The sequence below is a fragment of the Paraburkholderia caledonica NBRC 102488 genome (assembly GCF_000685095.1).
Lineage (GTDB): Bacteria > Pseudomonadota > Gammaproteobacteria > Burkholderiales > Burkholderiaceae > Paraburkholderia > Paraburkholderia caledonica.
Genome location: NZ_BAYE01000003.1, coordinates 325070 through 349285 on the forward strand (window position 1 = coordinate 325070; position 24216 = coordinate 349285).

General features: G+C 63.4%; 20 protein-coding genes. 11 read left to right on the plus strand and 9 right to left on the minus strand.

The annotated features are described in order from the left end of the window. Window positions 1-31 precede the first annotated feature (31 nt). From BCA01S_RS08540 to BCA01S_RS08570, 7 genes are all read left to right on the plus strand, one after another. A complete protein-coding gene (locus BCA01S_RS08540) occupies window positions 32-562 on the plus strand; it encodes an NUDIX domain-containing protein (protein WP_027776554.1) in 531 nt (176 codons plus the stop codon). A gap of 129 nt (window positions 563-691) precedes the next feature. After that, window positions 692-1147, plus strand: coding sequence for an acyl-CoA thioesterase (locus BCA01S_RS08545; RefSeq protein ID WP_027776555.1), 456 nt, complete (start codon window positions 692-694; stop codon window positions 1145-1147). A 4-nt stretch (window positions 1148-1151) separates the two neighbouring features. Further along, a complete protein-coding gene (locus tag BCA01S_RS08550) occupies window positions 1152-2090 on the plus strand; it encodes a branched-chain amino acid ABC transporter permease (RefSeq protein WP_027776556.1) in 939 nt (312 codons plus the stop codon). Continuing rightward, complete coding sequence (locus BCA01S_RS08555) at window positions 2083-3399, plus strand: branched-chain amino acid ABC transporter permease (RefSeq protein ID WP_027776557.1); 1317 nt, start codon at window positions 2083-2085, stop codon at window positions 3397-3399. Before BCA01S_RS08550 ends, BCA01S_RS08555 begins: the two co-directional genes overlap by 8 nt. Further along, window positions 3396-4148 carry an ABC transporter ATP-binding protein gene (locus tag BCA01S_RS08560; RefSeq protein ID WP_027776558.1) on the plus strand — a complete coding sequence of 251 codons (753 nt, stop codon included), beginning with the start codon at window positions 3396-3398 and terminating at the stop codon, window positions 4146-4148. Before BCA01S_RS08555 ends, BCA01S_RS08560 begins: the two co-directional genes overlap by 4 nt. Further along, entirely contained in the window at window positions 4145-4858 is a 714-nt protein-coding gene (locus BCA01S_RS08565; RefSeq protein WP_027776559.1) for an ABC transporter ATP-binding protein, read from the plus strand. The genes BCA01S_RS08560 and BCA01S_RS08565 overlap by 4 nt, the downstream gene beginning before the upstream one ends. A 298-nt stretch (window positions 4859-5156) precedes the next feature. Beyond that, a complete protein-coding gene (locus BCA01S_RS08570; protein WP_027776560.1) occupies window positions 5157-7376 on the plus strand; it encodes a hypothetical protein in 2220 nt (739 codons plus the stop codon). A gap of 106 nt (window positions 7377-7482) precedes the next feature. On the opposite strand, the gene iolB is transcribed toward BCA01S_RS08570, so the two are convergent. From iolB to BCA01S_RS08605, 7 genes are all read right to left on the minus strand, one after another. Beyond that, window positions 7483-8283, minus strand: a complete 801-nt coding sequence (iolB, locus tag BCA01S_RS08575; protein WP_027776561.1) for a 5-deoxy-glucuronate isomerase — start codon at window positions 8281-8283, stop codon at window positions 7483-7485. Continuing rightward, complete coding sequence (gene iolE / locus BCA01S_RS08580) at window positions 8280-9230, minus strand: myo-inosose-2 dehydratase (RefSeq protein WP_027776562.1); 951 nt, start codon at window positions 9228-9230, stop codon at window positions 8280-8282. The genes iolB and iolE overlap by 4 nt, the downstream gene beginning before the upstream one ends. Before the next feature lie 10 nt (window positions 9231-9240). Beyond that, window positions 9241-11220 (minus strand): 3D-(3,5/4)-trihydroxycyclohexane-1,2-dione acylhydrolase (decyclizing), encoded by a 1980-nt coding sequence (iolD, locus tag BCA01S_RS08585; RefSeq protein ID WP_027776563.1) that lies wholly within the window; start codon window positions 11218-11220, stop codon window positions 9241-9243. Continuing rightward, the gene (locus tag BCA01S_RS08590) at window positions 11217-13265 is read right to left on the minus strand and encodes a bifunctional 5-dehydro-2-deoxygluconokinase/5-dehydro-2-deoxyphosphogluconate aldolase (RefSeq protein ID WP_027776564.1); all 2049 of its coding nucleotides are present in this window, start codon (window positions 13263-13265) and stop codon (window positions 11217-11219) included. The genes iolD and BCA01S_RS08590 overlap by 4 nt, the downstream gene beginning before the upstream one ends. A 63-nt stretch (window positions 13266-13328) precedes the next feature. Further along, window positions 13329-14168 (minus strand): ATP-binding cassette domain-containing protein, encoded by an 840-nt coding sequence (locus tag BCA01S_RS08595; RefSeq protein ID WP_110404913.1) that lies wholly within the window; start codon window positions 14166-14168, stop codon window positions 13329-13331. Between the two features lie 13 nt (window positions 14169-14181). Further along, window positions 14182-15354 carry an ABC transporter permease gene (locus BCA01S_RS08600; RefSeq protein WP_027776566.1) on the minus strand — a complete coding sequence of 391 codons (1173 nt, stop codon included), beginning with the start codon at window positions 15352-15354 and terminating at the stop codon, window positions 14182-14184. Window positions 15355-15494: 140 nt separating this feature from the next. Continuing rightward, complete coding sequence (locus BCA01S_RS08605; protein WP_020069486.1) at window positions 15495-16541, minus strand: sugar ABC transporter substrate-binding protein; 1047 nt, start codon at window positions 16539-16541, stop codon at window positions 15495-15497. Between the two features lie 277 nt (window positions 16542-16818). Between BCA01S_RS08605 and BCA01S_RS08610 the strand changes: the two genes are divergently transcribed. From BCA01S_RS08610 to BCA01S_RS08625, 4 genes are all read left to right on the plus strand, one after another. Further along, the gene (locus BCA01S_RS08610) at window positions 16819-17700 is read left to right on the plus strand and encodes a MurR/RpiR family transcriptional regulator (protein ID WP_027776567.1); all 882 of its coding nucleotides are present in this window, start codon (window positions 16819-16821) and stop codon (window positions 17698-17700) included. Then, window positions 17693-18712: an inositol 2-dehydrogenase gene (gene iolG / locus BCA01S_RS08615; RefSeq protein ID WP_027776568.1), complete on the plus strand. Its 1020-nt coding sequence runs from the start codon at window positions 17693-17695 to the stop codon at window positions 18710-18712. Before BCA01S_RS08610 ends, iolG begins: the two co-directional genes overlap by 8 nt. Beyond that, window positions 18709-19755: a Gfo/Idh/MocA family oxidoreductase gene (locus tag BCA01S_RS08620; protein ID WP_027776569.1), complete on the plus strand. Its 1047-nt coding sequence runs from the start codon at window positions 18709-18711 to the stop codon at window positions 19753-19755. The genes iolG and BCA01S_RS08620 overlap by 4 nt, the downstream gene beginning before the upstream one ends. Window positions 19756-19887: 132 nt before the next feature. Beyond that, window positions 19888-20115 carry a sulfurtransferase TusA family protein gene (locus BCA01S_RS08625; RefSeq protein WP_027776570.1) on the plus strand — a complete coding sequence of 76 codons (228 nt, stop codon included), beginning with the start codon at window positions 19888-19890 and terminating at the stop codon, window positions 20113-20115. Window positions 20116-20233: 118 nt separating this feature from the next. On the opposite strand, the gene galU is transcribed toward BCA01S_RS08625, so the two are convergent. Together galU and BCA01S_RS08635 are read right to left on the minus strand one after the other, a co-directional pair. Continuing rightward, window positions 20234-21115 (minus strand): UTP--glucose-1-phosphate uridylyltransferase GalU, encoded by an 882-nt coding sequence (gene galU / locus BCA01S_RS08630; protein ID WP_027776571.1) that lies wholly within the window; start codon window positions 21113-21115, stop codon window positions 20234-20236. Between the two features lie 70 nt (window positions 21116-21185). Then, window positions 21186-24065: a valine--tRNA ligase gene (locus BCA01S_RS08635; RefSeq protein ID WP_027776572.1), complete on the minus strand. Its 2880-nt coding sequence runs from the start codon at window positions 24063-24065 to the stop codon at window positions 21186-21188. Window positions 24066-24216: the final 151 nt, after the last annotated feature.

A 24216-nucleotide genomic window follows, 5' to 3' on the forward strand; every position in this document is an offset into this window, starting at 1 on the left:
GGCAAAGACCGAACCTCCAAGTCACCTCACCATGACCGAATACCGATTTTGTCCCCGCTGCGCGACGCCGTTGACGGAGCGCGTCGACGCCGAGCATGAAGGCGGGCGCATCCGCCAGACCTGTCCCGATGCCGGATGCGGCTACGTGCACTGGAACAATCCGCTGCCAGTGGTCGCGGCGATCGTCGAATACGAGGGCAAGATTCTGCTGGCGCGCAACGCCGCGTGGGCGGAGGGCGTCTTTGCGCTGATCACGGGCTTCCTCGAAAACGGCGAGACGCCGGAAGAGGGCATTGCGCGCGAGGTGCTTGAAGAGACGTCGTTGCATGCCCAGTCGGTCGAACTGATCGGCGTGTACGAATTCATTCGCAAGAACGAACTGATCATCGCGTATCACGTGAAGGCAAACGGCACGATCTCTCTGTCGCCGGAACTGCTCGAGTACCGGCTGGTCGAGCCGGCGAAGCTGCGGCCGTGGCGCGCCGGCACCGGGCAGGCGCTCGGGGAATGGATGCGGCGGCGCGGCCTGCCGTTCGAATTCGTCGACAAGCCGGGGCAATAGTCGTGAGCGGCCATGATCGCCAGTAACCTCGGCGAGACGGACAGCGCCGCGGCGACCACGGCAACGGCAGGTGCCGCCCCAAACCCAACCGCACTCCGACACCACCACTCAAGCGACCCAGCTACCCCAATGTCCAAGCCCGCCGCCGCGTCACGAAGCTCGTACCCGCATTTTCTCGCCATCACCACGCGCTGGATGGACAACGACGTCTACGGTCACGTGAACAATGTCGTCTATTACAGCTACTTCGATACGGTGGTGAACGAGTATCTTATCCGCGCCGGCGTGCTCGATCTGGAGCGCGGCGAAACGATCGGGCTGGTGGTCGAGACGCATTGCAACTACTTTGCGCCGCTCGTGTTTCCTGAGCGCGTCGAAGCAGGCTTGCGAGTGACGCGGCTCGGCACGTCGAGCGTGCGCTACGAAGTGGGACTCTTCAAGGAGGGCAGCGACGAAGCCGCCGCGCACGGCCACTTCGTGCACGTGTACGTGGATCGCGTCACTCGCCGTCCAGTGAGCCTGCCCGATGCACTGCGCGAGGCGCTCGAGCCGATCCGCGTTGGCATCGGCACAGCGGCGGATTAGGCACGTGCAGTCGTTAGCCATCAACCTGCTTAACGGGATCAGCTTCGGACTGCTGCTCTTCATGCTGTCGGCCGGGCTGACGTTGATCTTCAGCATGCTCGGCGTGCTGAACTTCGCGCATGCGAGCTTCTACATGCTTGGCGCCTACGTCGGTTATTCGGTGGCCGCGCGGGCCGGGTTCTGGAGCGCGCTCGTGATTGCGCCGCTCGTCGTCGGTTCGATCGGTGCTGCGTTGGAGCGCTGGCTGTTGCGCCGGGTGCGAAGTCATGGCCATCTGGCGGAATTGCTGCTGACGTTCGGCGCTGCCTATGTGCTCGGCGAACTCGTGAAGCTCGGCTGGGGTTTGAGTCCGCTCGGCGCGAGCGTGCCGGCCGCGCTGGACGGTCCGCTCTTCACGCTCTACGGCGCCACGTTCGCGCGTTATCGCGCGTTCATGATGCTCGTCTCTCTTGTGATGCTCGTCTCGCTGTACGCGGTGCTGCGCGTATCGAAGGCGGGCCTCATCGTGCGGGCCGCGCTGACGCACCCGAGCGCCGTCGAAGCTCTCGGCCACAACGTGCCGCGCGTCTTCACCGGCGTTTTCGCGGCGGGCACGGCGCTCGCCGCGCTGGCCGGCGTGATCGGCGCGCCGCTTTCCGTGATCGAACCGGCCATGGCCGAATCGCTCGGCTCGATTGTGTTCGTCGTCGTGGTGATAGGCGGGCTCGGATCGCTGGGTGGCGCGCTGGCTGCGTCGCTGCTGATCGGCTGTGTGCAGACACTGGCGGTGGCGAGCGACGTTTCGCTCGGCGACGTGCTCGCTACGTTCGACGCTTCGCTGCCGCGCGAATGGGACGCGCTGACGCTCGCGCAGCTTGCGCCGCTGATTCCGTACCTGCTGCTCGTCGGCATGCTGGCGCTGCGCCCGCGCGGACTCTTCGGCCGGCGCGACGATCATGCGTGAACTGCTCAAGCCGGAGCCCGCGCAAGCGTCGCCGGTAGCCGGGGCTCAGCGTTCTCACGCGATGTGGCGTCGCCTCGCACCGTGGCTCGCGCTCATTGTCCTTCTCACGGCACCGCCATTGATCTGGCGTCAAAGCTGGTTGCTCGTCTACCTTGCGCAGACCGCCACGATGATCGTTTTCGCGCTGTCGTACAACCTGTTGCTCGGAGAGACCGGACTGCTGTCGTTCGGACATGTCGCATATTCAGGCCTCGGGGCGCTGATTGCCGCGCAGGTTTTCAACCGCATCGGCGCACCGCTCGCGCTACTGCCGCTGGTGGGCGGCGCGGGCGCCGCGTCGTGCGGAGCGCTGCTCGGTTTCATTTCGACGCGTCGCGCCGGGACCGCTTTCGCCATGATCACGCTGGGCATCGGCGAACTCGTCGCGGCCGCCGCGTGGACCTTGCCCGACTGGTTCGGCGGCGAAGCGGGTGTTGCCATAGACCGCGCAAGTGGGCCCATGCTCGGCGCGTTTACGTTCGGCCCCGCGCGCGAGGCTTACACGCTGATCGCGCTATGGTGCCTGCTCGCGAGCGCCGCGATGTTCGCCCTGTCACGCACCTCGTTCATGCGGCTTGCCAACGCGGTGCGCGACAACCCGGCGCGCGCTGCGGCGATCGGCTGCTATCCGCGCCGCGTCCGCTATGGCGTCGTGGTCATGTCGGCGTTTTTTGCGGGCATCGCGGGCACACTTGCGCTGATCAACGTCGAACTGGTGTCGACCGACAGTGTGAGCATGGTGCGCTCGGGCTCGGTGCTGATCGCCACGGTAATTGGCGGCACGGGTGTCTTTTTCGGACCGGTCGCGGGTGCGGTCGTGCTCACGTTCTTCAGCGTGGCCGTGGCCAGCGTCACGCGTGCCTGGCTCTTTTATCTGGGCCTTTTCTTTATCGTGATCGTGGTTGCTGCGCCGGACGGACTCGCCGGCTTTATCCAGCGGCATACGTCGCGGCTCGCGCGTGACGGTTGGCGCACATGCCGCGCCGTCTACATCTGTGGCGCGGCTGCGATCCTGCTGTGGACAGTTGCCACGGTGCTCACGGTGCAATGGGCTTACGCCGTCCAGTTCGGTGCCGAGGAGGGCGCTGCGCTGCGTGTCGGCGGTACGTCTTCGTGGCTATCGTTCGTCGTTGCGTCGCCGTTGCGGCTCGGGCTTACGATTTTCGTGCTCGCAGCACTGGGCGCCTTGTCGGCTTTGTCCGCGTCGCGCGCGCAAACCCGCCTCGCGGCCCATGCACGCGCGATGAAAAACGCCGGAGGTCCGCAATGATCCCGGCGCTCGCGCTCTACGGCGTCGAGAAGCGCTTCGGCGCCACGCGCATCCTGCGCGGTGTGAATCTCGCGATCGAACCGGGTGAACGGCACGCGTTGATCGGCCCCAATGGCGCGGGCAAATCCACGCTCTTCAATCTCATTGCCGGCGCCGCGCGGCCGGACGCCGGGCGCATCGATCTCTTCGGTGCTCAGATCACACGCCTTGCGCCGGCGGCGATTGCGCGCCGTGGCCTCGCGCGCAGTTTCCAGAACACGAGCGTATTTGCAAGGTTGAGCGTGTACGACAATTTGCGCTGCGCGGCGATGCTCGCCGAGCGCGATCGCACACGGTGGTGGCAGCGATTCTCTGGCGCACCGGAGGTCGATGCACGCGCGGCGCAGATGCTCGAAGCAGTTGGCCTCCACGCGCGCGCGCATGTTCTGGCCGGCGCGTTGAGCTACGCCGAGCAGCGCGCGCTCGACCTCGGCATAGCGCTCGCCGGCGGCGCGCATACGTTGTTGCTCGACGAGCCGACTGCCGGCATGAACCGCGCGGAGGCGGCGCGCGCAATCGAACTGATCCGCGAGACCACGGCGGGACGCACGCTGCTGATGGTCGAGCACGACATGGACGCGGTGTTCGCCATCGCCGATCGCATTTCAGTGCTCGTGCAAGGGCGTATTATCGCGACCGGCACGCCTGCGGCGATTCGCGCGGACGCCGCAGTGCGCGCAGCTTATCTCGGCGAAGGGTTCGACCCATGACATCCTTGCTCGAGATTCGCGGTCTGAATGCATGGTACGGGCCGAGCCAGGCGTTGCACGGCGTGAACTTGCAGATCGGCGCGGGCGAAGTGCTCGCGCTCGTCGGGCGCAATGGTTCGGGACGCTCGACGCTCGCGCGTTCGATCATGGGCCTCGTGCATGCCGAAGGCGAGTTGCGCTTCGCGGGCCACTCACTTGCCGGATTGCGCACCTTTGAAATCGCGCGGCTCGGCATCGGCTATGTGCCCGAGCATCGCGATGTGTTTCCCTCGCTGAGCGTCGGCGAAAACCTCGAACTCGGCGTAGCCCCGCGCAATCGCGGGCGCACGCCGCGCTTCAGTATAGACGACGCCTACTCGCTTTTCCCCGTGCTGCGCGAGCGCCGGCGCACGCGCGCGGGTGCGCTGTCGGGCGGCGAGCAGCAGATGCTGAGCCTCGCCCGCGCGCTGTTAGGCGATCCCGATCTGCTGCTGGTCGACGAGCCCGGCGAGGGCCTCGCGGGCTTCGTGATGCAGCAGGTCGCTCAATGCCTGCGCGTGCTGCGCGAGCGCGGCATGGCGATGTTGCTGATCGAGCAGCGACTCGTGATCGCGCAGGACATTGCGAGCCGCGTCGCGGTGATGGGTCATGGCGAGATCGTGTTCGACGGCGAACTTCACGCGTTCCTGCAGCGCCCGGACGTCATGCGTGAATGGCTCGGGGTGGGTTGAACCCTTTGCCTGCGTGCGGTTGTCTACCTCGCGTGTGCTTTTGTCGAATGCCAATCTTTCCGCGCGCTAGAGAGAGCGGCGTTATTAGCGTTTGAATCTCCGTTCCGACTATGCCGCTTACCCCGAGCCCGCACGGCTTTGCGTCGACTCGTCAAAGCGATTCAAACGCTTGATCGTTTGGTGAGCGTACTCCAGAAATCTTGTCGGCAGCACGCGTACAAATGAAGACAATCACGTGAAAGACGCGCGACGTCGGCGTGAGCGTTGAAGACGCGTCGCGGATTCAGGAGGAGACATCATGAACGAGACAGGCGCGGTCGCCGCAGTGCTGGCCGCCGCTCTGCTGATGTGCGCTTGTGCCGACGCCAGCTCGTTGGCGAACCAGGCGGCGAACCAGGCGGCGTCGGCGACCATGCAGGCGTCGCAGGACAAAACGGGCTACAACTCACAAGCCGCGCTCCCGTCGCGACCTGCCATCGAGAGCGCGAAGGCCAAACAGCTCGCCATCGAGCAAAGCATCGCCGCGCGCGTGCCGGCGGCGAGCGGCCTCAGCACGAAGCGCAGCCGCGCGCTTACGCTGCGCGACTCGGGCATCGACGGTTCGCTGATGTTCGCGCGCGACGTCGACTTTCGCGTGACGGGCGACATCGGCTTCATGATTCACGACATGGCCGCGACGCTGGTGCCGTCGCGGCCAGGAGAGCCGATCGTATTCGACGACCCGACTAGCCTGAGCATCGACGTTCATCGCGGCGAGGTGACGCTCGACAGTGCAAAGCTCACCGCGATCTTCAACCGTTATCTGTTCCAGTACCGTGGCTCGCCGCTGCGCAACATGCGCGTCGTGCCGCAAGACGATGGCAGCTTGCGCATCACCGGCGAGATGCGTCGCGATACGTGGGTGCCGATCGTGTTGTCGGGTTCTCTGTCCATGCGCAGTGCCGGCGAACTCGTGTTCCATGCCGATCACGTCGAAGTCGCAGGCGTGGCAGCCGACAGCTTGATGCAGGCCGCGCATGTCAGGATGGCCGATCTGTTGAAGGTCGATACGCCGATTGCGCGGCTCGACGGCGACGACGTCGTCATGCAGGTCGCGAAACTGACGCCGCCGCCCGCGCTGCGTCTGACGATAACGAAGCTCGACACGAGCGCGGCGGGCGTGCGCTTCATGCTCGACGACGGCTCGGTGCAGAAGATCGACTGGCCTGCGAACATGCCCGCGCGCGGCATGCTGATGGAAGGCGGGGACGTCAAATTCATGCGCTCGATGCCGATGAACATCGACATGGCGCTCACGCCTATCGACGCGGACGCGCCGTTCGTGCTCGATCTGTACCACTATCGCGACCAGATGGCCGCGGGATATTTCACCTTCGACGAAGCGGGCGCGCTTGCCGTCCACCTGCCTTCGTACACGACGCTTGCGAGTGCCGCGAAAGATCCGTCGCTGCTGATCGGCAGCGCGAGCGCGCGCGTTAACGACAGCTTGATTCGCGCGCAGCAGGCCTCGCTCGCTCAGGCGCGACTCGAGTGGCGACGCGTGCCGCAGGAGTCGCAAAGCGCGTCGGCGGCGCGTGCTGTTCCTGTCAGCATGCAGAGGGCGTTTTCTCGTGCCAGGGAGGGGACTCGAACCCCTACACTTGGTGACGAACGTCATTCATCCGGCCATGCACCGTTGATCCATATCGAAAACGTCGACTTCTATGTGGCGGGTCGCATCGGCTTTCATGTGCGCTCGCTCGACGCGCAGATGATCCCGAAGACACCGGGCGAGCCTGTCGACCTCGACGATCCGGGACAGTACGACATCCGCATCATCGGCGGGGAAGTGGTCGAGCCGTGGCCGGCCATGGCGGCGCTCTTCAACGACTACCTGCTCGATTACGAGCCGCGTTCGCTGAATGATCTGCAGTTGACGCCGGTGGACGGCAAGCTCGAAGTCACGGGCGGCATCAAGTTGTGGAATCACTTTCCCGGCGTGTGGCTGCCCACGACGATGAGCGGCACCATCGTCGCGAGAGACGAGCGGCATCTCGTGTATGAGCCTTCGTCGGTGAAAGTGCTTGGCATACCGCAGGCTGGGCTGCTGCGCGCACTCGACATTCCGCTTGCTTCACTAACGCCATTTGCGCGCAAAGGCGTCGCGCTCGAAGGCAACGAACTCGTGTTCGATCAGTACGCGGTGTTTCCGCCGCCCGTCTTGCAGGGGCGTCTTGCAAGCGCGACCGTGACCGACGAAGGTGTCCTACTGAAGTTCAAGCGCGAGACCGGCATCGCGCCCGCGCGGCCGACGGCAAACGTGGTCAACGCGGCGAAAAGTTATGTGTGGATAGAATCCGGCGACGTGAAGATGTTCAATTCGCTCGTCACGAATGCGCGGACGTTCATTAAGGACAGTTCGAATACCGGCGCGATGAAGTTCGATTTATACGGCTATCGCAGGGACGTTTCGAAGGGCACGGTGAAAATGGACACCAACGGAGGGCTCGAAGTGGATCTCGCCGCGCGAGGTAAATGATCGGGCTTTGGCATCGCGGGAGTCGCGTGGTGGTGTTGCGTGGTATTACGCGAAGTTGCCTCGCTCTTCGCGCGAGGCAACTTCGGGCGAGGCAACTTCGCGCGGCTCAATCTTCCTTGTTGATGATCCACTCGTGCGCCGGGTCGTTGCGGAAATGCCAGACACGTTGAGCACCAGCCATGACATTCAGATAATACGAGTCGTAGCCATACGGCACGACGACCGGATGATAGCCACGCGGCACCATCACGACATCGTGGTCTTCGACGGCCATTGATTCGTCGATGTCGCGCATATCGGTGTACACGCGTTGAAACGCAAAGCCTTGCGGCGGATTCAACCGATGGTAGTACGTCTCTTCGAGCGAACTCTCGTGAGGCACGTTATCGGTGTCGTGCTTGTGCGGCGGATAGCTCGACGCGTGTCCGCCCGGCGTTCTCACTTCAACCACCAGCAGCGATTCCGCAGGCTCTGTTTGCGGAAGAATGTCGCATACGTATCGCGTATTAAGACCCTTCCCGCGCGTCGAGCGCTTCATCGAAGACGGCTCGATCAGACGTGCGGGCAGCTCGCCCTTCGCAGGCGCGCTCGCTACGCCGACCTCTGCATCGCGGCATGCGCGTACCGTGGCCCGCACGCCCGGCGGCAAATAGACCGCGTAAGGCGCGGCGTCTTCGAATACGCTGTCGCGCGAACCGAGCGAACTCCATCGGGTGTCCGCAGTTTCAATATCCACTGCGCCCGTGAGCACGACAATGCACACTTCGCGCGACGGCTCCATCACGTGCACGACTTCACTCGTGCCAAGACGGTAAGCAGCAAAACCGACGTAGCGCCAGCACGCCGATGCCGGAGTAACTCGCGCGATTGTCTGGCCTTCGCGCTGCGCCTTCACTAATAGAGTCATGCTGCCTCCTGCGTGGTGCCATGGCTGTCGCCCCGAGTGTCGGCAGACGTCGTGTCGAGCGGGGCATCGACCAACGCACGCAATGTTTGATAGCCTTTCTGCGCATACTCGAACGACGGCGCCACGACCGGGTCCTGTTCCGCCTCCACGACGAGCCAGCCCGAATAGCCATGCCGCTTCAGGCGCGCGATGATCGACGGGAAATCGACTGCGCCGTCGCCCGGCACGGTGAAAGCGCCGGCGATCACCGCGTCGAGAAAGCTCCAGTTGCGATTGCGCGCGAGTTTCATGACGGCAGGGCGCACGTCCTTGCAATGCACATGACACACCCGGCCGATGTGTTTGTCGAGCACGACGAGCGGATCGCCGCCTGCGAAGGTGATGTGCCCCGCGTCGAACAGCAGGCCGACTGCGTCGCTCGTGCGCGACATCAGCTGATCGACGTCGGCCGGCGTTTCGACATAAGCCCCCATATGATGATGGTACGCAAGCCGCACGCCGCGGCTTAGCGTATAGCGCGCGAATTCGTCGACGCGTGCGGCGTAGGCGGCCCACTGTGCGTCGCTGAAAAAGCGCGGCCGTTGATATAGAGGTCTTGGCGCGCCCTGAATAGAATCTGCCACTTCGCCATACACCATGACCGTCGCACCGTTTCGCGCGAGCAGTTCGAGATGCGGGCCGATCTCGGCGATTTCCCCTTCGACGCTGCGCTGCGCGAGACGTCCTGAGTACCAGCCGGACACGAGCGCGAGATCGTATTGCGCGAGCAGCGTCTTCAATGCCTGCGGTTCACGCGGAAACTTGTTGCCGAGTTCGAACCCTTGGTAACCGATCTCGCGTCCTTCGGTCAGCGCTAATTCGAGCGGCGTCTCGCCGCCGAGCGAAGGCAGATCGTCGTTCATCCACGACAACGGGTTGATGCCGATGCGTACGTTGAAAGCTGTCATGCGAGCGTCCTCAATCGTTGGCCTGGTCGTTGCTGTTGCTGCCACTGTTCTCTGCCGAAGCGGGCGGTTTGCCGCGCGCCGAGATCTGCGCGTCGTAGTTCGCTCGCGCTTCGCGCACGCTCGCCCGCGGCGAGACTTCGGGCACCGCGACTTCCCACCACCAGCCGCCGTCGCTCGTCGTCCGGGCCGGATCGGTGTCGATGCTGATCACGTAGGTCCTGTCCGCCGAGCGCGCGCGTTGCAGCGCGGCTTCCAGTTCCGCCACATTCGCCACGTGTTCCGCCCGCGCACCGAGGGCGCGCGCGTGCGCGGCGAAGTCGATCTGCGGCGCGCCGAGCGGGCCCTGCATGCTGTCTTCGAGCAGGTTGTTGAACGGCGCACCGCCGCACGCCTGTTGCAGGCGATTGATGCATCCGTACCCGCGATTGTCGAGCACTACGACAATGAGCTTCGCGCCGAGCATCACTGACGTGGCGATCTCGCTGTTCATCATCAGATAGCTGCCGTCGCCTACCATCACGATCACTTCACGCTCGGGCCGCGCAAGCTTCACGCCGAGTCCGCCGGCGATTTCGTAGCCCATGCACGAGTAGCCGTATTCGACGTGATAGGCGCCTGGCGTTCCGGCGCGCCACAGCTTGTGCAATTCTCCGGGCAAGGTGCCGGCCGCGCACACGACGATGTCGTTCGCCGGTGAATTCGTGCTTGAACGTTGCACGGCGCCGATCACATCGCCTTCATAAGGCAGCACGGACTCTCGTTGCGGCGCGTGAGTAAGCGTATGCACCGTATCGCGCCAACTCGCGGCCAGTTCGTGGGCGCGCGAGGTCCACGCGCGATCCGCTTGCCAGTCTTGCAGACGTTCGGCGAGTGCGTCGAGCGCGAGACGCGCGTCCGCCTCGACGACTTGCGCGCGGTGCTTGAGGGCGTCGAACGCATTCGCATTGATGCCGATCACGTCCGCCTGTGTGAACAGCGTATTCGAGCCAGTTGTGAAGTCCTGCAAGCGCGTGCCGAGCGCGAGCACGCAGTCGGCATCGCGCGCGAGCGCGTTGGCCGCGGGCGAGCCGGTCACGCCCAGCGAGCCGACGTTCAGTGGATCGTCCCACGCAAGCGAGCTTTTGCCGGCTTGCGTCTCCGCAACCGGAATGCCGTGCGCGGCAGCAAAACGTTGCAACGCATCCGTCGCACGGCCGTAGAGCACGCCGCCCCCCGCAACGATCAGCGGACGCTTCGCGCGCTGCAAACGTGCGATAGCAGCGTCTATTTCGTCGACACGCGGTGCGGGCGCATAGAACGTGACGATGCGCGGCGCAAAGAAGTCGGCAGGAAAGTCCCACGCCTGCGCCTGCACGTCTTGCGGCAACGCAAGCGTGACCGGCCCGCACGACGCGGCGTCGGTGAGCACGCGCAGCGCGCGGGGCAGTGCACTCAGCAGTTGCGCGGGATGCACGATGCGGTCGAAGTAGCGCGACACGGGTTTGAACGCGTCGTTCGCGGAAACGCCGCCATCGCGGGAATCTTCAACCTGTTGCAGGACCGGGTCGGGCGCTCGCGACACGAAGATGTCGCCCGGCAACAGCAGCACCGGCAAACGGTTCACGTGCGCGAGCGCGGCGGCCGTCAGCAGATTGGTAGCGCCTGGTCCGATCGACGTGGTGACCGCCATCATGCGCCGGCGAAAGTGCGCCTTTGCATAGGCGATCGCACTGTGCGCCATCGCCTGTTCGTTGTGGGCGCGCAGCGTCGGCAGCTCGTCGCGATGCTGATACAGCGCTTCGCCCATGCCGGCGACGTTGCCGTGTCCGAAGATCGCGAACACGCCGCCGAAAAGCGGTTCTGTTCCCAAGCCGTCTTCAGTGGCGACGCGTTGTGCGGCGAGATAGCGCACGAGCGCTTGCGCGGTGGTCAGCCGGATGGTGGTCCCTGAGACTACGGCGCCCGCCGATACCGCTTCGTCGTGTCCATGATGTAACTCGCGCTGATTCATGCCGCCTGCTCCTGATGAACACTATTGCTAGCGCCTCGTTCGGCGGCGGCGGTGTCGCGCGCCGCGCGCCACGATGCGATTAGCGTTTCGAACGTGCGGCGCACGCGCGCGACCAATTCGTCGTCGCCGATCTCTCCTGCGAGCCACGCATGACTCGGCTCGTGGAAGATCGTGCGGCCAACTGTGAAACCGCGACACGTCGACGAGCGCGCCGCCGCGCGAAAGCCCTCGTTCAACTGCTCGACGCCCGCCGACAAACCGAGCAGCACGACGCCCCGGCAATATGGATCGCGTTCGGCGATCAGCGCGTCGATGTTGCGCCATTGCGCGGCGTCCATCGGTTCGAGCTTCCACCACTCTGGATAGATGCCGATGTTATAGAGCCGCTTCAACGCGCGATACACGATATCCGGACCCTGCGGCAAGTTCGCATGCTTCGGCGGGATCACTTCGAGCAGCAACTCGTGGCCGCTTGCTTGCGTCGCGTCGTATAGCGCGCGCAATTGGGCTTCCTGTTCGAGGCGCTGTTCGACGGGTTCGTCGGGGTGGAATTGCACGAGGCACTTCGCGACGTGTTCCTGCGGCCACGACACAAGCGTCGTGCCGACCGAGCGGCCATGGTCGAACACGAGCGGCACCGAGCCGGGCAGCTCGACCGGGCGGCCGATCCACCAGCCGCGGCCTGTTGCCGCGTTCAGCGCGTCCTGGCCATAGCGGCTGTCGATCAGTACGCCGATGCGGCCTTGCAGGCCCAAGGCGCTTTCGGTCTGCGCGACCGCGTCGACGAACAGGCCCTTGAGCTGGGCGATTCGCGCTTCGCTTGCGCCGCTCTGCTGCGCGAGTTCGAAGAACTGATTCCGATGATCGAACGCGAAGCCGAGCACTTCGTCCCACTGCTTGCGCGCGGGCGTCACGCGATGCAGGCGCGCCAATGTCGCGTCGCGGTCGGGGCGGCGCATACGCTCGGGATCGGCCTTCGCCTCGCGCAGGAAGTAGTCGAGTTCAGCGAGCGTCGGCATGGCCGGCGCGCACGCGTGGCGCGAGACGACGAGTGCGCCGCTTGCATTGGCCGCACGCGCGCAGGCGTCGAGCGGTTGATCGCGCAGCCATCCGGAGAGAAAACCGGACGCGAAGGCGTCGCCGGCACCGAGCACGTTCAGCACTTCGACTTCCACGCCGCCGTGCACCGGCGCGTCGTCGAGCGAGGCGGGCACTTCGCCGTCGATGATCTGGCAGCCCATCGGCCCGCGCTTGAGCACGAGCGTGGCCGGAGTAACCGCGCGCACCATCGCCAGTGCGTCGACGAGATCGCTTTTGCCGCCCGCAATCCGAAATTCCTCCTCGGTGCCGATCACGAGATCGAACAACGGCAGGATGCGCTGCAAATGCGCGGTGACGCCCTCGCTCGCGACAAAGCGCGTTTCGCCGTCCGCCTTACCCGTGAGGCCCCACAACACGGGGCGGTAATCGATGTCGAGAACGGTGCAAACCTGGTGGCGCCGCGCGTAATCGAGCGCGCGGCGGCTCGTGCGGTTCACCTGTTCGGTCGAGAAGTGGGTGCCGGTAATCAGCAGCGCTTTTGACGACGCGATAAAGGCCTCGTCGAAATCCACTTCGTCCACGGCCATGTCCGCGCAATTCTCGCGATAGAAGATCAGTGGAAATGTATCGCGATCTTTCAGGCCAAGCAGCACGAGCGCGGTCAGGCGTTCAGGATCCACGCGCACGTGGCTCACGTCGCAGCCTTCCTTCGTCAACGTCTCGGTGAGAAAGCGGCCCATGTGATCGTTGCCCACGCGTGCAAGCATTGCCGACGCAAGTCCGAGCCGCGCGCAGCCGAACGCAATGTTCGCCGACGACCCGCCGAGATACTTCGCGAAGCTCGACACGTCTTCGAGCCGCGCGCCGACCTGCTGCGCGTACAGGTCGACAGCGAGCCGGCCAAGACACACGATGTCGCGGCTGCGGCCCGGCGCGAAGCGGCTGCCGGCGGTTCCGCCCGGTTGCTGCGCCGGCGTGCCGCTGAATGTACTGGATTGAGCCATGAATGTCCCTGAATGACGGAGCGCGGCGAGCGGTGCCACGGCAGCAGCCGCCGCGCGAATGAATCAGATCGTTGCGCCTTCGAGTTCGCCTATCATTTTCTGCATCTCGGCACCGCCCGCCATCATGTCGAGCACTTCGTCCTTGCTGATCGTCTCTTTTGTGAACGTGCCGAGCGATTTGCCGCGATTGAGCAACGTGAACGAGTCGCCGATCGGATACGCGTGATGCACGTTGTGCGTGATGAAGATCACCGAGATGCCTTTCGCGCGCGCCTTGTGGATCAGCTTCAGCACATTGAAGCTCTGCTTGACGCCGAGCGCGGCGGTCGGCTCGTCGAGGATCAGCACACGTGCGCCGAAATGGATGGCGCGCGCAATCGCAAGGCACTGTTTTTCACCGCCTGACATCGTGCCGATCGGCTGATGCGGATCGCGCACGTTGATGCCCATTTCTGCGAGCTTGTCGCGGGCTGTTGTCGCGCTCGTTTCGAGGTCCATCACGTTCAGGAACCCGAAGAGTTTCTTTTGCGGCTCGCGTCCCATGAAAAAATTACGCGCGACGGAGAGCAACGGCACCAGCGCGAGATCCTGATAGACGGTCGCAATGCCGAGATCCAGCGCGTCTTTAGGCGACTCGAACAGCACCGGCTTGCCGTCGACGAGATACTGGCCCGACGACGGTTGATGTACGCCCGCCAGAGTCTTGATCAGCGTCGACTTGCCTGCGCCGTTGTCGCCGAGCAGGCAATGAACTTCGCCGCGTTTCAGGCGCAACGTCACGCCGCTTAGCGCGATTACTTTTCCAAAGTACTTGTTGACGTTCTCGAGAGCGAGGATCACGTCGTCCTGCGGCGCGGCGCTCGGCAGGTTCATTTCGTTCGTCACGTTGTTCGTATCGGACATGTGCGTCTCCTCGTTACGATTGCGCGACGCGACGGCGCACATAGTGATTGAACAGCACGGCGATGAGCAGCATCACGCCGAGGAACACGCGGAACCAGTCGGAACTCACATTCGTATAGGTGATGCCGATTTGCACCACGCCGAAAATCAGCGCGCCGAAACATGCGCCGATCACCGAGCCATAGCCGCCCGTCAACAATGTCCCGCCGATGACGGCCGCGATGATCGCCTCGAACTCCTTCTGCAAACCGCGGTCGGCCGCAGCGGAGCCGATGTCGCACACTTGCAGCACCGCGAACAGGCACGAGCAGAACGCGGTCAGCACGAAGAGCAGGATTTTTACGCGACGCACTGGAATGCCGACGTTTTTTGCCGCGTTGGCGTCGCCACCCACTGCGAGAATCCAGTTGCCCGCGCGCGTTTTCGCGAGGACGAATGCGCAGATCGCGGCGAGACCGAACCACCACAAAATCACTTTCGGAATGCCGGGCACGAGCGCGTGACCGTTATCGAGCAGGGTGCCGACGCCGTGATGCGCGAGCATCGTGAAGAGACCCTGCAGCGCAACGCCGTGAAAGAGGGTGTTGGCGAGCCAGTCTTGTTGTGCAAGATCGCCCACGCCGGAAACGATGGTGCGGTCCGCGAACATGATCGACAGCGCAAGCGTGAGGCCGCGCAGAATAAAGAGGAACGCGAGCGTGACGATGAACGACGGCAGGCGCGTGCGCATCACGAGATAGCCGTTGAGCGCCCCCAGCAGCATCGAGCCGACGAATGCGAAGAGAATCGCAAGCGAGATCGGCCAGTGAAAATACACGGTGGGAATCGCGACCATCATGCCGGCAAAGCCGATCATCGAGCCGATCGACAGATCGAACTCACCGGCGATCATCAGGAGACACGCGCCCACGGAAAGAATCCCGAGATAAGCGGACACCTGCGACCAGTTCATCACGCCGTCGAGATTGAACATGCCGGAGCCGCCGGCAGTCAACGCGAAAACTAGAAACACCAGCACCGCGCCGGAGATCGCGGCGAACTCGGGGCGGTTCAGCAAATGACCGAACCACGATTCCTTGCGCACGCGCTCGTCGCGCCCGTCCGTTTCGGGGCGCGACGCGGCGTTATGCGAAGCGGCGCTATTCGAGTCGACGCGCGGTGGAAAGTGCTTGCCGGCTACACCCATGATGTCTCCTTGGAGCCGGCTGTGTGTCCGGGCAAGCGGGAATGCGTTGCGGGAACGACAGCCGGTGAAATGCGCGCTGGCAGCGAAGCTGCCCGGCGGGAGCGTTGCCCGCCGCGCGCGTGACTAGCTAGAGAAAAGAATCAGCGGTACTGCCCTGCGTATTTGATGACCTTGTCGAGGTTTTCTTTCGTGATGAAGCCCGGACCGGAGCGAATGTTCTTCGGGCCATACGAAGGCGCCAGGCCGTAAGTGGCAAGCCGTGCCTTGAACTTAGGATTCGCTTCGAGAATCTGGCGAATCTTCGCGGGGTCGGTGGTGTGCTCTTTCTTCACGATGGCCAGCACGGCGACCGGAATGTAGCCCTGCAGATACGGCTGCTGATCGATCGCAAACTGGATCGTGCCGTTCTGGATCGCCTTCGCGATGTCGTCGGAGAAGTCGAAGGTGCAGAAGTAGATCTTGCCGTTCAGGCCCATTTGCTGCACTGCTTTGAGCGTGGCCGAAGCCGGCGTCGGTCCGAGCGTGAGAATCGCGCCGGTGTTCGGATGGTTGCGCAAATAGGCGCTGACTTTCGATTGAATCTCGGTCGGGTCCTGGCCGGAATCGATCGTGGACGACTTGTAGTCGACGCCAAGCGCCTCGGCGAAACCGCGGCAACGGTCGAACGAAACGGTGTTGGTCGCGAGGTGATTCACGCACAGGAACGACTTCACGCCGGCTGCTTTCGCCTTTTCGCCTGCTGCCTTGCCGGCGACATATTCCGGCTGGCCGATATGCATGATCGCGCCGAGTTGCGCGCTTTGTTCCTCGGTGCCCGAGTTGATCGTGACGAGCGGGATCTTCTTGGCGGTGACTTTGTTGATGGAGCTTTTCAGCACGTCGTAATCGGCGATGGTGACGATCACACCGTCGTAGTTGCGCGCTGCGGCCTGTTCGACGAGACGCGCCATGTCGGCGATGTCACCGTTCGGCGGATTGCGATAGTCGGTCTCGACGTTGAAGTCCTCGTCGGCCTGCTTGATGGCGTTTTTAATCGTGTTCCACCACGAATCGGAGTCCGGCGCGTGGCTGATCAGCACGAAATGAGCGTCAGCCGCGCGGGCGGCCGAAGCCGCTCCGAATCCCGTCGCCAACGTCAAAGCCGTCACCAGAATCCTGAGCGTAGCCTTGCCCTTGCAAAGTCTCATGTCTCCACCTTTCTCGGTCTGTCGTTATTGAAGGAGCGTGTGGCGCACGGTACGCAGCGCGGCACCGGAGGTGTCGCACGATCGCCGAAGCACCATCGCTCACGACCAAGATTAGGTCATCTTCGAATGGCTTGCAATGGAAATTTCACCGTAGATAAAAATGGAAAATACGTTCCATTTATGCGGTGTGCTGCCTATAATCGGCAACGTCAGCAGCCTCTGTGGCGCCGGTCCGAAAGCGCCTGCCGCAGTGCAGTAAAGCCCCGAAGAGAGAACCATGGCGGAAGAGAGCACCGAAGAATTGCCGAGCGTCGAAGAATTGATGCAGCGCATCGCCGATAACTATGAGGCGCTGCCGCGTCAGTTGAAGAATGTCGCGACGTATATCGAGCAACATCGTTCGAGCGTGATGGTGGATCGCACGAGCGACATCGCCGCAAGCTGCGGCGTGCATCCGTCGGCGGTCGTGCGATTTGCGCAGCGCTTTGGTTTCTCCGGCTTCTCCGATTTGCAGGCGGTGTTTCGTCAGGCGTATACAGGCCAGGGTGCGTCGTCGCCGAGCTATCAGCAACGCATTCGCAAGCTCATTGACGAGAAGCCCGGTGCGTTGTCCGGCGGCGCGGTCGCGCGCGAGTTCATCGCGGCTTCGCGCGGCGGGCTCGAAGAACTCGAAGCGGGGCTCGACGACAAGCAGTTCGACGCCGCCGTGAAGATGCTGCAACAGGCGGACAACATCTATGTGATCGGCGTGCGGCGCTCGTTTCCGGTGGCGAGCTACATCGTCTATGCGTTGCAGCACACGCCCAAGCGCGTGCACCTCGTCTCGGGTTTCGGCGGCATGTACCGCGAGCAGATTCGCAGCGTGAAAAAGGGCGACGTGGTGATTGCGATCAGTTTCGCGCCTTATGCGAAGGAAACGCAGTATTGCCTGCGGGTCGCGCATCATCATCAGGCGAAGACGCTGGTCATTACGGACAGCCAACTATCTCCGCTCGCGCGTTACTCGAGTACCCAGCTGTATGTGAAAGAGGGCAGCGCGTTCGCGTTCCGCTCGCTGACCAGCACGATCTGCCTGTGCCAGGCGCTCTTCATCGCGCTTGCGTACAAGCTCGAATTAAACGTAGAAGAATCGAAAGACACTGGAGGATACGATGACTGACGCAGCAAAACCGATCGACGTCGCAGTGTTCGGCGCGGGCCGTATCGGCAAGATTCACGCGGCCAATCTCGCGCGGCAACCGGGCGTGCGGCTGAAATATGTGGTCGATGTGAATAGCGAAGCGGCCGCGGCGCTGGCTGCCGCGCATGGCGCCAAGGTGGCCGATATCGACGGCGCAATGGGCGACGCGTCCGTCGGCGCCACGGTGATCTGTTCGAGCACCGACACGCATGCCGATCTGATCATGAAGTCGGCCGCTCAGAAAAAACATGTGTTCTGCGAGAAGCCGGTCGACCTGACGCTGGAGCGCGCGCGGGCTTGTGCTGATGCCGTTGAGCGCGCGGGCGTGGTGTGCATGATCGGCTTTCAGCGCCGCTTCGATCCGACGTTCTCCGCGTTGAAGGCGCGCCTCGACGCGGGCGAGATCGGCACGCCGGAAATGCTGGTGGTGACGAGCCGGGATCCAGGCGCGCCGCCGGTCGACTACATCCGCCATTCGGGCGGCATCTTCAAGGACATGCTGATTCACGACTTCGACATCTTCCGCTGGATTCTCGGCGACGAAGCGGACACGCTGCACGCCACCGGCAGTTGTCTGAGCGACCCGGCAATCGCGGAGGCGGGCGACATTGATTCGACCGCGGTGACGATCCGCACGAAGCGCGGCCGCCTGTGCCAGATCAACACCGCGCGCCGCGCCGCCTACGGCTACGACCAGCGCTTTGAAGTGCTCGGCAGCGCGGGCATGCTGCAGGCGGGCAACGTGCGGCCTACGGAAGTCACGGCTTACTCCAGGTCGCAGGTGTCGAGCGACGTACCCGAAGCGTTTTTCCTCGAACGTTATCGGGCCGCTTATGCGCTCGAAATCGCGCATTTCTTCGAGGCGGTCACGCAGGGCAAGCCGGTGCGCACCACGGTGGCCGACGGTTTGAAAGCGCTGGAACTCGCCGAGGCCGCCACGCGCTCATGGCGTGAGGGGCGTGCAGTGAAGCTCGGCGAGGCCGCGCAATGAGTGCGGCGGCGTCAACGCGGCGGTTGCGTCTCGGCGTGGTCGGCCTCGGGCGGCTCGGCAAACGTCACGCTGAGAACCTTGCGTATCGCGTGCCGGGCGCTGAACTGGTTGCTGCTTGCAGCCCGCTCGAAGAAGAGCGGGCGTGGGCGGGCGACGCTTTGCCGTCGCCGCGCCTTTACGATGACTACGCGCGGCTGCTGGACGACAAAGACGTGGACGCCGTGTGGCTCGTTACGCCGTCGTCGCTGCACGCGCAGCAGATCGTCGACGCTTTGCAGGCCGGTAAGCACGTGTTCTGCGAAAAGCCTTTGTCGCTCGATCTGGCCGAGTGTGAGCGCGTGCTGCACGAGGCTGCGCAGTACCCGCATCTACAGGCGACGATTGGCTTCATGCGGCGTTTCGATCCCAGCTACAAGGACGCCTTCGACAAAATCGAAGCGGGCGCGATCGGGCGGCCGTTCCTTGTGCGCTCGCAAACCACCGACAAGGACGATACCGACGGCTTCTTCGTGCGCTTCGCGGCAACTTCCGGCGGCATTTTCCTCGACTGCACGGTGCACGACATCGACGTCGCGCGCTGGCTGCTTGGAAAGCCGCGCGCAAAGCGCGTGTTCGCGGCCGGCGCCGTCGCGTTGCACGAAGGCCTGCGTGAATTCGGCGATGTGGATAACGGCGTGGCGATCTGCGAATTCGAGGACGGCAAGCTCGCCATGTTCTATGCGTCGCGGACCCAGGCACACGGCAACGACACGCACAGCGAGGTGATCGGCACGGCAGGCGGACTGACCATTGGCCATAATCCGCGCGCTAACCGCGTCGAGATATACGACGCGACGGGCATTCGCAACGAGTGCACGCGGAGCTTCTTCGATCGCTTCGAAGAAGCGTTTCTGCACGAGGCACGCGCGTTCGTGGCGTCGGTGCAGGGCGGGGCGGGATCGACCGTGCAAGCGGGCGCGACGCTCGCCGACGCGCTGGAAGCGACCCGCATCGGCAATGCGCTGCGGCAGTCGCTGCAAAGCGGGCAGGCAGTGACGCTGTAGCGTCGATATGGCTGGTTGGGCCGCGAGGTGCACGGTGCCTGCGCCGGCAAGGCGGCGAAGGCTGCGGTAGAATTTGACCCTCTGTCCGGCGTCACGAACGACGCCTTGTCCCGAAGGTCATCGTCGATGCAAATTCAGATTCACAAGGAAGTCGATGCGCGCGGGCTGATGTGCCCGCTGCCCATTTTGCGCGCCAAGAAGGCGCTCGCCGATATGGAAAGCGGTCAAATCCTCAAGGTGCTCGCCACCGATCCCGGCTCGCAGCGCGATTTCGCCGCGTTCGCGAAGCAGACCGGCAATGAAATCGTCGAGAGTTCGGCGCACGACAAGGTCTTTACGTTTCTGATGAAGCGCCGCTGAAGCGCACACATTCAGACGCACGCTCCAATACAAAAGGCGCTGCGCCCGCGAAAGCGGGGCACAGCGCCTTTTTGACTTTTTGGGAGATGCCTCGCGATTCGAGGCATCTCGCAGAGGCTTAGCCTTCGAGAACCGGCGAACGGGTACGCAGATATTCGTCGAAATCCGCGGCCACTTCGGGGTGGCGCAGCGCGAACTCGACCGTTGCCTTCAGATAACCGAGCTTGCTGCCGCAGTCGAAACGCGTGCCATGGTACTTGTACGCGAGAACCTGTTCGTCGGCGAGCAACGACTGGATCGCGTCCGTGAGCTGCAGTTCGCCGCCGGCGCCCGGCTTGATCGAGCGGATGTGGTCGAAAATACGCGGTTTGAGCACGTAGCGGCCCACCACGCCGAGATTGGACGGTGCGACGCTCGGTTCTGGCTTTTCGACGATGCCCGACATCTTGATGATCGAGTCTTCCCATTCCTTGCCGTCGACAATACCGTACGACTTGGTTTCCTGCGCCGGGATCTCTTCGACGCCGATTACCGAGCTGTGATAGTGGTCGAACACCTCGATCATTTGCGTCATGACAGGCGGCGTGCCGTACAGCAAGTCGTCAGCCAGAATCACGGCGAACGGGTTGTCGCCCACCAGCTTCTCCGCGCACAGCACGGCGTGACCGAGGCCGAGCGCTTCGGGCTGACGCACGTAGAAGCAGTCCACATGGCTCGGCTTGATGCTGCGCACGAGTTCGAGGAGCTTGTCCTTGCCGCGCGCTTCCAGCTCGGCCTCGATTTCATACGATTTATCGAAGTGATCTTCAATCGCCCGTTTGCTGCGGCCCGTGACGAAGATCATTTCGGTGATGCCGGCCGCCATGGCTTCTTCCACCGCGTACTGAATCAGCGGCTTGTCGACGATCGGCAGCATTTCCTTCGGGCTTGCCTTCGTGGCAGGGAGGAACCGGGTGCCAAGACCTGCTACCGGAAATACTGCCTTTGTAACTTTTAGCATGTGATTACCCTGAGTCCTCTGGTTTAGCTATCTGTCCGTGCCCGCCGCACGGGCGGGCGTGGAGCGTCGATCAGGCCGGCAAGCGCGCGAGCTGCGCTTTCAGCTTGCCGACAGTCGCTTCGAATTCCGCCAGCCTTTTCTGCTCCTGCTCGACGACTGCGGGCGGCGCCTTGGCGACAAAACTTTCGTTCTGCAGTTTAGCGTTGCACTTGACGACTTCCGTGCTCAACCGCGCAATCTCTTTCGACAACCGCTCGCGCTCGACCGCGACGTCGATTTCCACCTTCAGCACGAGCTTGTCACTGCCTACAATAGCAATTGGCGCGCCATCTGCTTGCGCGTCGAGCGCGGCTTCGTCGGCAATGATCTGCACTTCCGACAAACGGGCCAATGCCTGGGCGTACGGAGCGAAGGTGCGCAGACGCTCCGCGTTGCCGGTAGCGAGCAACGGCACCTTGACCGCCGGCGACAGATTCATTTCGCCGCGCAGATTCCGGCACGCATCGATCACTGCTTTCAGGTCGGCCGCCCATTGCTCCGCGTCTTCGTCGAGCTTCGACATCTCGGCAACGGGGTACGGCTGCACCATGATGGACGCTTCGCCCTCGGCCTTGCCCGCGGGATAACGCCCGGCCAACGGCGCAACTTTTTGCCACAACGCCTCGGTGATGAACGGAATCACCGGGTGCGCGAGGCGCAACACCGTCTCGAGCACGCGCAGCAGGGTGCGCCGTGTGGCGCGCTGCTGGTTCGGCTGACCCGTCTGGATCTGAACCTTGGCGAGTTCGAGATACCAGTCACAGTATTCGTCCCAAACGAACTTGTATAGGGCGTTGGCCACATTGTCGAAGCGATAGTCGGCGAAACCCCTGGCGATCTCGGTTTCCACGCGCTGCAGGCGGGACACGATCCAGCGATCCGCCGACGAGAAGTTCAGGTGACCGTCCGGACCGCACTCGCCGCACTGTTCCGGCTTGCCGAAACCGCAATCGTGACCTTCGCAATTCATCAGCACGAAGCGGGTGGCGTTCCACAGCTTGTTGCAGAAATTGCGGTAGCCCTCGCAGCGTGCGAGATCGAAGTTGACGTTGCGCCCGAGCGTGGCCATAGACGCCATCGTGAAGCGCAGCGCGTCGGTGCCGAACGCGGGAATGCCGTCGGGAAATTCCTTGCGGGTTTTCTTTTCGATCGACGCGGCCTGCTTCGGGTTCATGAGGCCGGTGGTCCGTTTGGCGACGAGGGCGTCAAGGCCGATGCCGTCGACGATATCGATCGGATCGAGCGTATTGCCCTTGCTCTTCGACATTTTCTGGCCTTCGGCGTCGCGCACGAGACCGTGCACGTAGACCGTGTCGAATGGCACCTTGCCCGTGAAGTGCGTGGTCATCATGACCATGCGCGCGACCCAGAAGAAGATGATGTCGAAGCCCGTAACCAGCACCGACGACGGCAGAAAGTGCTTCAGTTCCTGCGTTTCGTTCGGCCAACCGAGCGACGAGAACGGCACGAGCGCGGACGAAAACCACGTGTCGAGCACGTCTTCGTCGCGTTTGAGCGGGCCCGCGTAGCCGGCTTCTGCCGCTTTTGCGCGCGCGCCTTCCTCGGTCTTCGCGACGAAAATCTCGCCATTTTCGCCGTACCATGCTGGAATCTGATGACCCCACCAGAGCTGGCGCGAGATGCACCAGTCCTGGATGTTCTCGAGCCACTGGTAGTACGTGGTGGTCCAGTTCTCCGGCACGAATCGGATTTCGCCGTTGCGAACGACGTCGAGCGCGGTTTCGGCGATCGATTTGCCCGGATTGAACGTGCCTTCAGGCGCCGGTTTGCTCATCGCGACGAACCACTGGTCGGTCAGCATCGGCTCGATTACGACGCCGGTGCGGTCGCCGCGCGGCACCATCAGCTTGTGCGGCTTGACCGATTCGAGCGCGCCGAGCGCTTCGAGGTCGGCGACGACCTGCTTGCGGGCTTCGAAACGGTCGAGGCCACGGTATTTTTCCGGCGCGTTGTCGTTGATCTTCGCGTCGAGCGTGAGGATCTCGATTTGCGGCAGCTTGTGGCGCAGGCCGACCTGATAGTCGTTGAAGTCGTGCGCGGGCGTGACCTTGACAACGCCCGTGCCGAATTCGCGGTCAACGTAGTCGTCGGTGATGATCGGCACTTCGCGGCCCGACAGCGGCAGCGTGACGGTCTTGCCGATCAGATGCGCGTAGCGCTCGTCTTCCGGATGGACCATCACCGCGGTGTCGCCGAGCATGGTTTCGGGCCGCGTGGTCGCGACCGTCAGATGGCCGGAGCCGTCGGTGAGCGGATACTGGATGTGCCACAGGTGGCCGTTTTCTTCTTCGCTGACCACTTCGAGATCGGAAACGGCGGTGAGCAGCACCGGGTCCCAGTTGACGAGGCGTTTGCCGCGATAGATCAGGCCCTGTTCATAAAGGCGCACGAACACGTCGCGCACGGCGGCCGACATCTTGTCGTCCATCGTGAAGTATTCGCGCGACCAGTCGATCGACGCGCCGAGGCGGCGCACCTGGTTCGTGATGGTCGAGCCGGATTCCTGCTTCCATTCCCAGACGCGTTCGACGAATTTTTCGCGCCCGAGATCGTGGCGCGACACGCCTTTCGCGTCCAGTTGCCGTTCGACGACAATCTGCGTGGCGATACCCGCGTGGTCGGTGCCCGGCACCCACAGCGTGTTGTCGCCGAGCATGCGGTGATAGCGGGCGAGGCCGTCCATGATGGTCTGGTTGAACGCGTGGCCCATGTGAAGGGTGCCCGTGACGTTCGGCGGCGGCAACTGGATCGAGAAGTCTTTCCTGTTCCCGTCGAACGAGGGCGCCGCGTAGGCGCGCTTTTCCCATTCGGGGCCCCAGTGGGCTTCGATAGTGTGCGGCTCGAAGCTTTTGGCAAGGGTAGAGGAGGTGTCGCTCGGGGTGTCGCTCATGGGTCGATCGGCTGGTAAATGCGGAGAATGTTCGATTATAAAGGGCGCCGGGGCGCGGCTCTGGTTTTGGGGTTTTTGCTTTTGAGGATTCGAACCTGCGAGAACGGAACGCCCCGCCCGCCGGGCAAAAAAAGCAAGCCCGCGCCGGGGC

Coding starts and splice junctions, on each gene's coding strand:
- BCA01S_RS08540 (WP_027776554.1), top strand. CDS start 32: ATGACCGAATACCGATTTTGTCCCCGCTGCGCGACGCCGTTGACGGAG.
- BCA01S_RS08545 (WP_027776555.1), top strand. CDS start 692: ATGTCCAAGCCCGCCGCCGCGTCACGAAGCTCGTACCCGCATTTTCTC.
- BCA01S_RS08555 (WP_027776557.1), top strand. CDS start 2,083: ATGCGTGAACTGCTCAAGCCGGAGCCCGCGCAAGCGTCGCCGGTAGCC.
- BCA01S_RS08560 (WP_027776558.1), top strand. CDS start 3,396: ATGATCCCGGCGCTCGCGCTCTACGGCGTCGAGAAGCGCTTCGGCGCC.
- BCA01S_RS08565 (WP_027776559.1), top strand. CDS start 4,145: ATGACATCCTTGCTCGAGATTCGCGGTCTGAATGCATGGTACGGGCCG.
- BCA01S_RS08570 (WP_027776560.1), top strand. CDS start 5,157: ATGAACGAGACAGGCGCGGTCGCCGCAGTGCTGGCCGCCGCTCTGCTG.
- iolB (WP_027776561.1), bottom strand. CDS start 8,283: ATGACTCTATTAGTGAAGGCGCAGCGCGAAGGCCAGACAATCGCGCGA.
- iolE (WP_027776562.1), bottom strand. CDS start 9,230: ATGACAGCTTTCAACGTACGCATCGGCATCAACCCGTTGTCGTGGATG.
- iolD (WP_027776563.1), bottom strand. CDS start 11,220: ATGAATCAGCGCGAGTTACATCATGGACACGACGAAGCGGTATCGGCG.
- BCA01S_RS08590 (WP_027776564.1), bottom strand. CDS start 13,265: ATGGCTCAATCCAGTACATTCAGCGGCACGCCGGCGCAGCAACCGGGC.
- BCA01S_RS08595 (WP_110404913.1), bottom strand. CDS start 14,168: ATGTCCGATACGAACAACGTGACGAACGAAATGAACCTGCCGAGCGCC.
- BCA01S_RS08600 (WP_027776566.1), bottom strand. CDS start 15,354: ATGGGTGTAGCCGGCAAGCACTTTCCACCGCGCGTCGACTCGAATAGC.
- BCA01S_RS08605 (WP_020069486.1), bottom strand. CDS start 16,541: ATGAGACTTTGCAAGGGCAAGGCTACGCTCAGGATTCTGGTGACGGCT.
- BCA01S_RS08610 (WP_027776567.1), top strand. CDS start 16,819: ATGGCGGAAGAGAGCACCGAAGAATTGCCGAGCGTCGAAGAATTGATG.
- iolG (WP_027776568.1), top strand. CDS start 17,693: ATGACTGACGCAGCAAAACCGATCGACGTCGCAGTGTTCGGCGCGGGC.
- BCA01S_RS08620 (WP_027776569.1), top strand. CDS start 18,709: ATGAGTGCGGCGGCGTCAACGCGGCGGTTGCGTCTCGGCGTGGTCGGC.
- galU (WP_027776571.1), bottom strand. CDS start 21,115: ATGCTAAAAGTTACAAAGGCAGTATTTCCGGTAGCAGGTCTTGGCACC.
- BCA01S_RS08635 (WP_027776572.1), bottom strand. CDS start 24,065: ATGAGCGACACCCCGAGCGACACCTCCTCTACCCTTGCCAAAAGCTTC.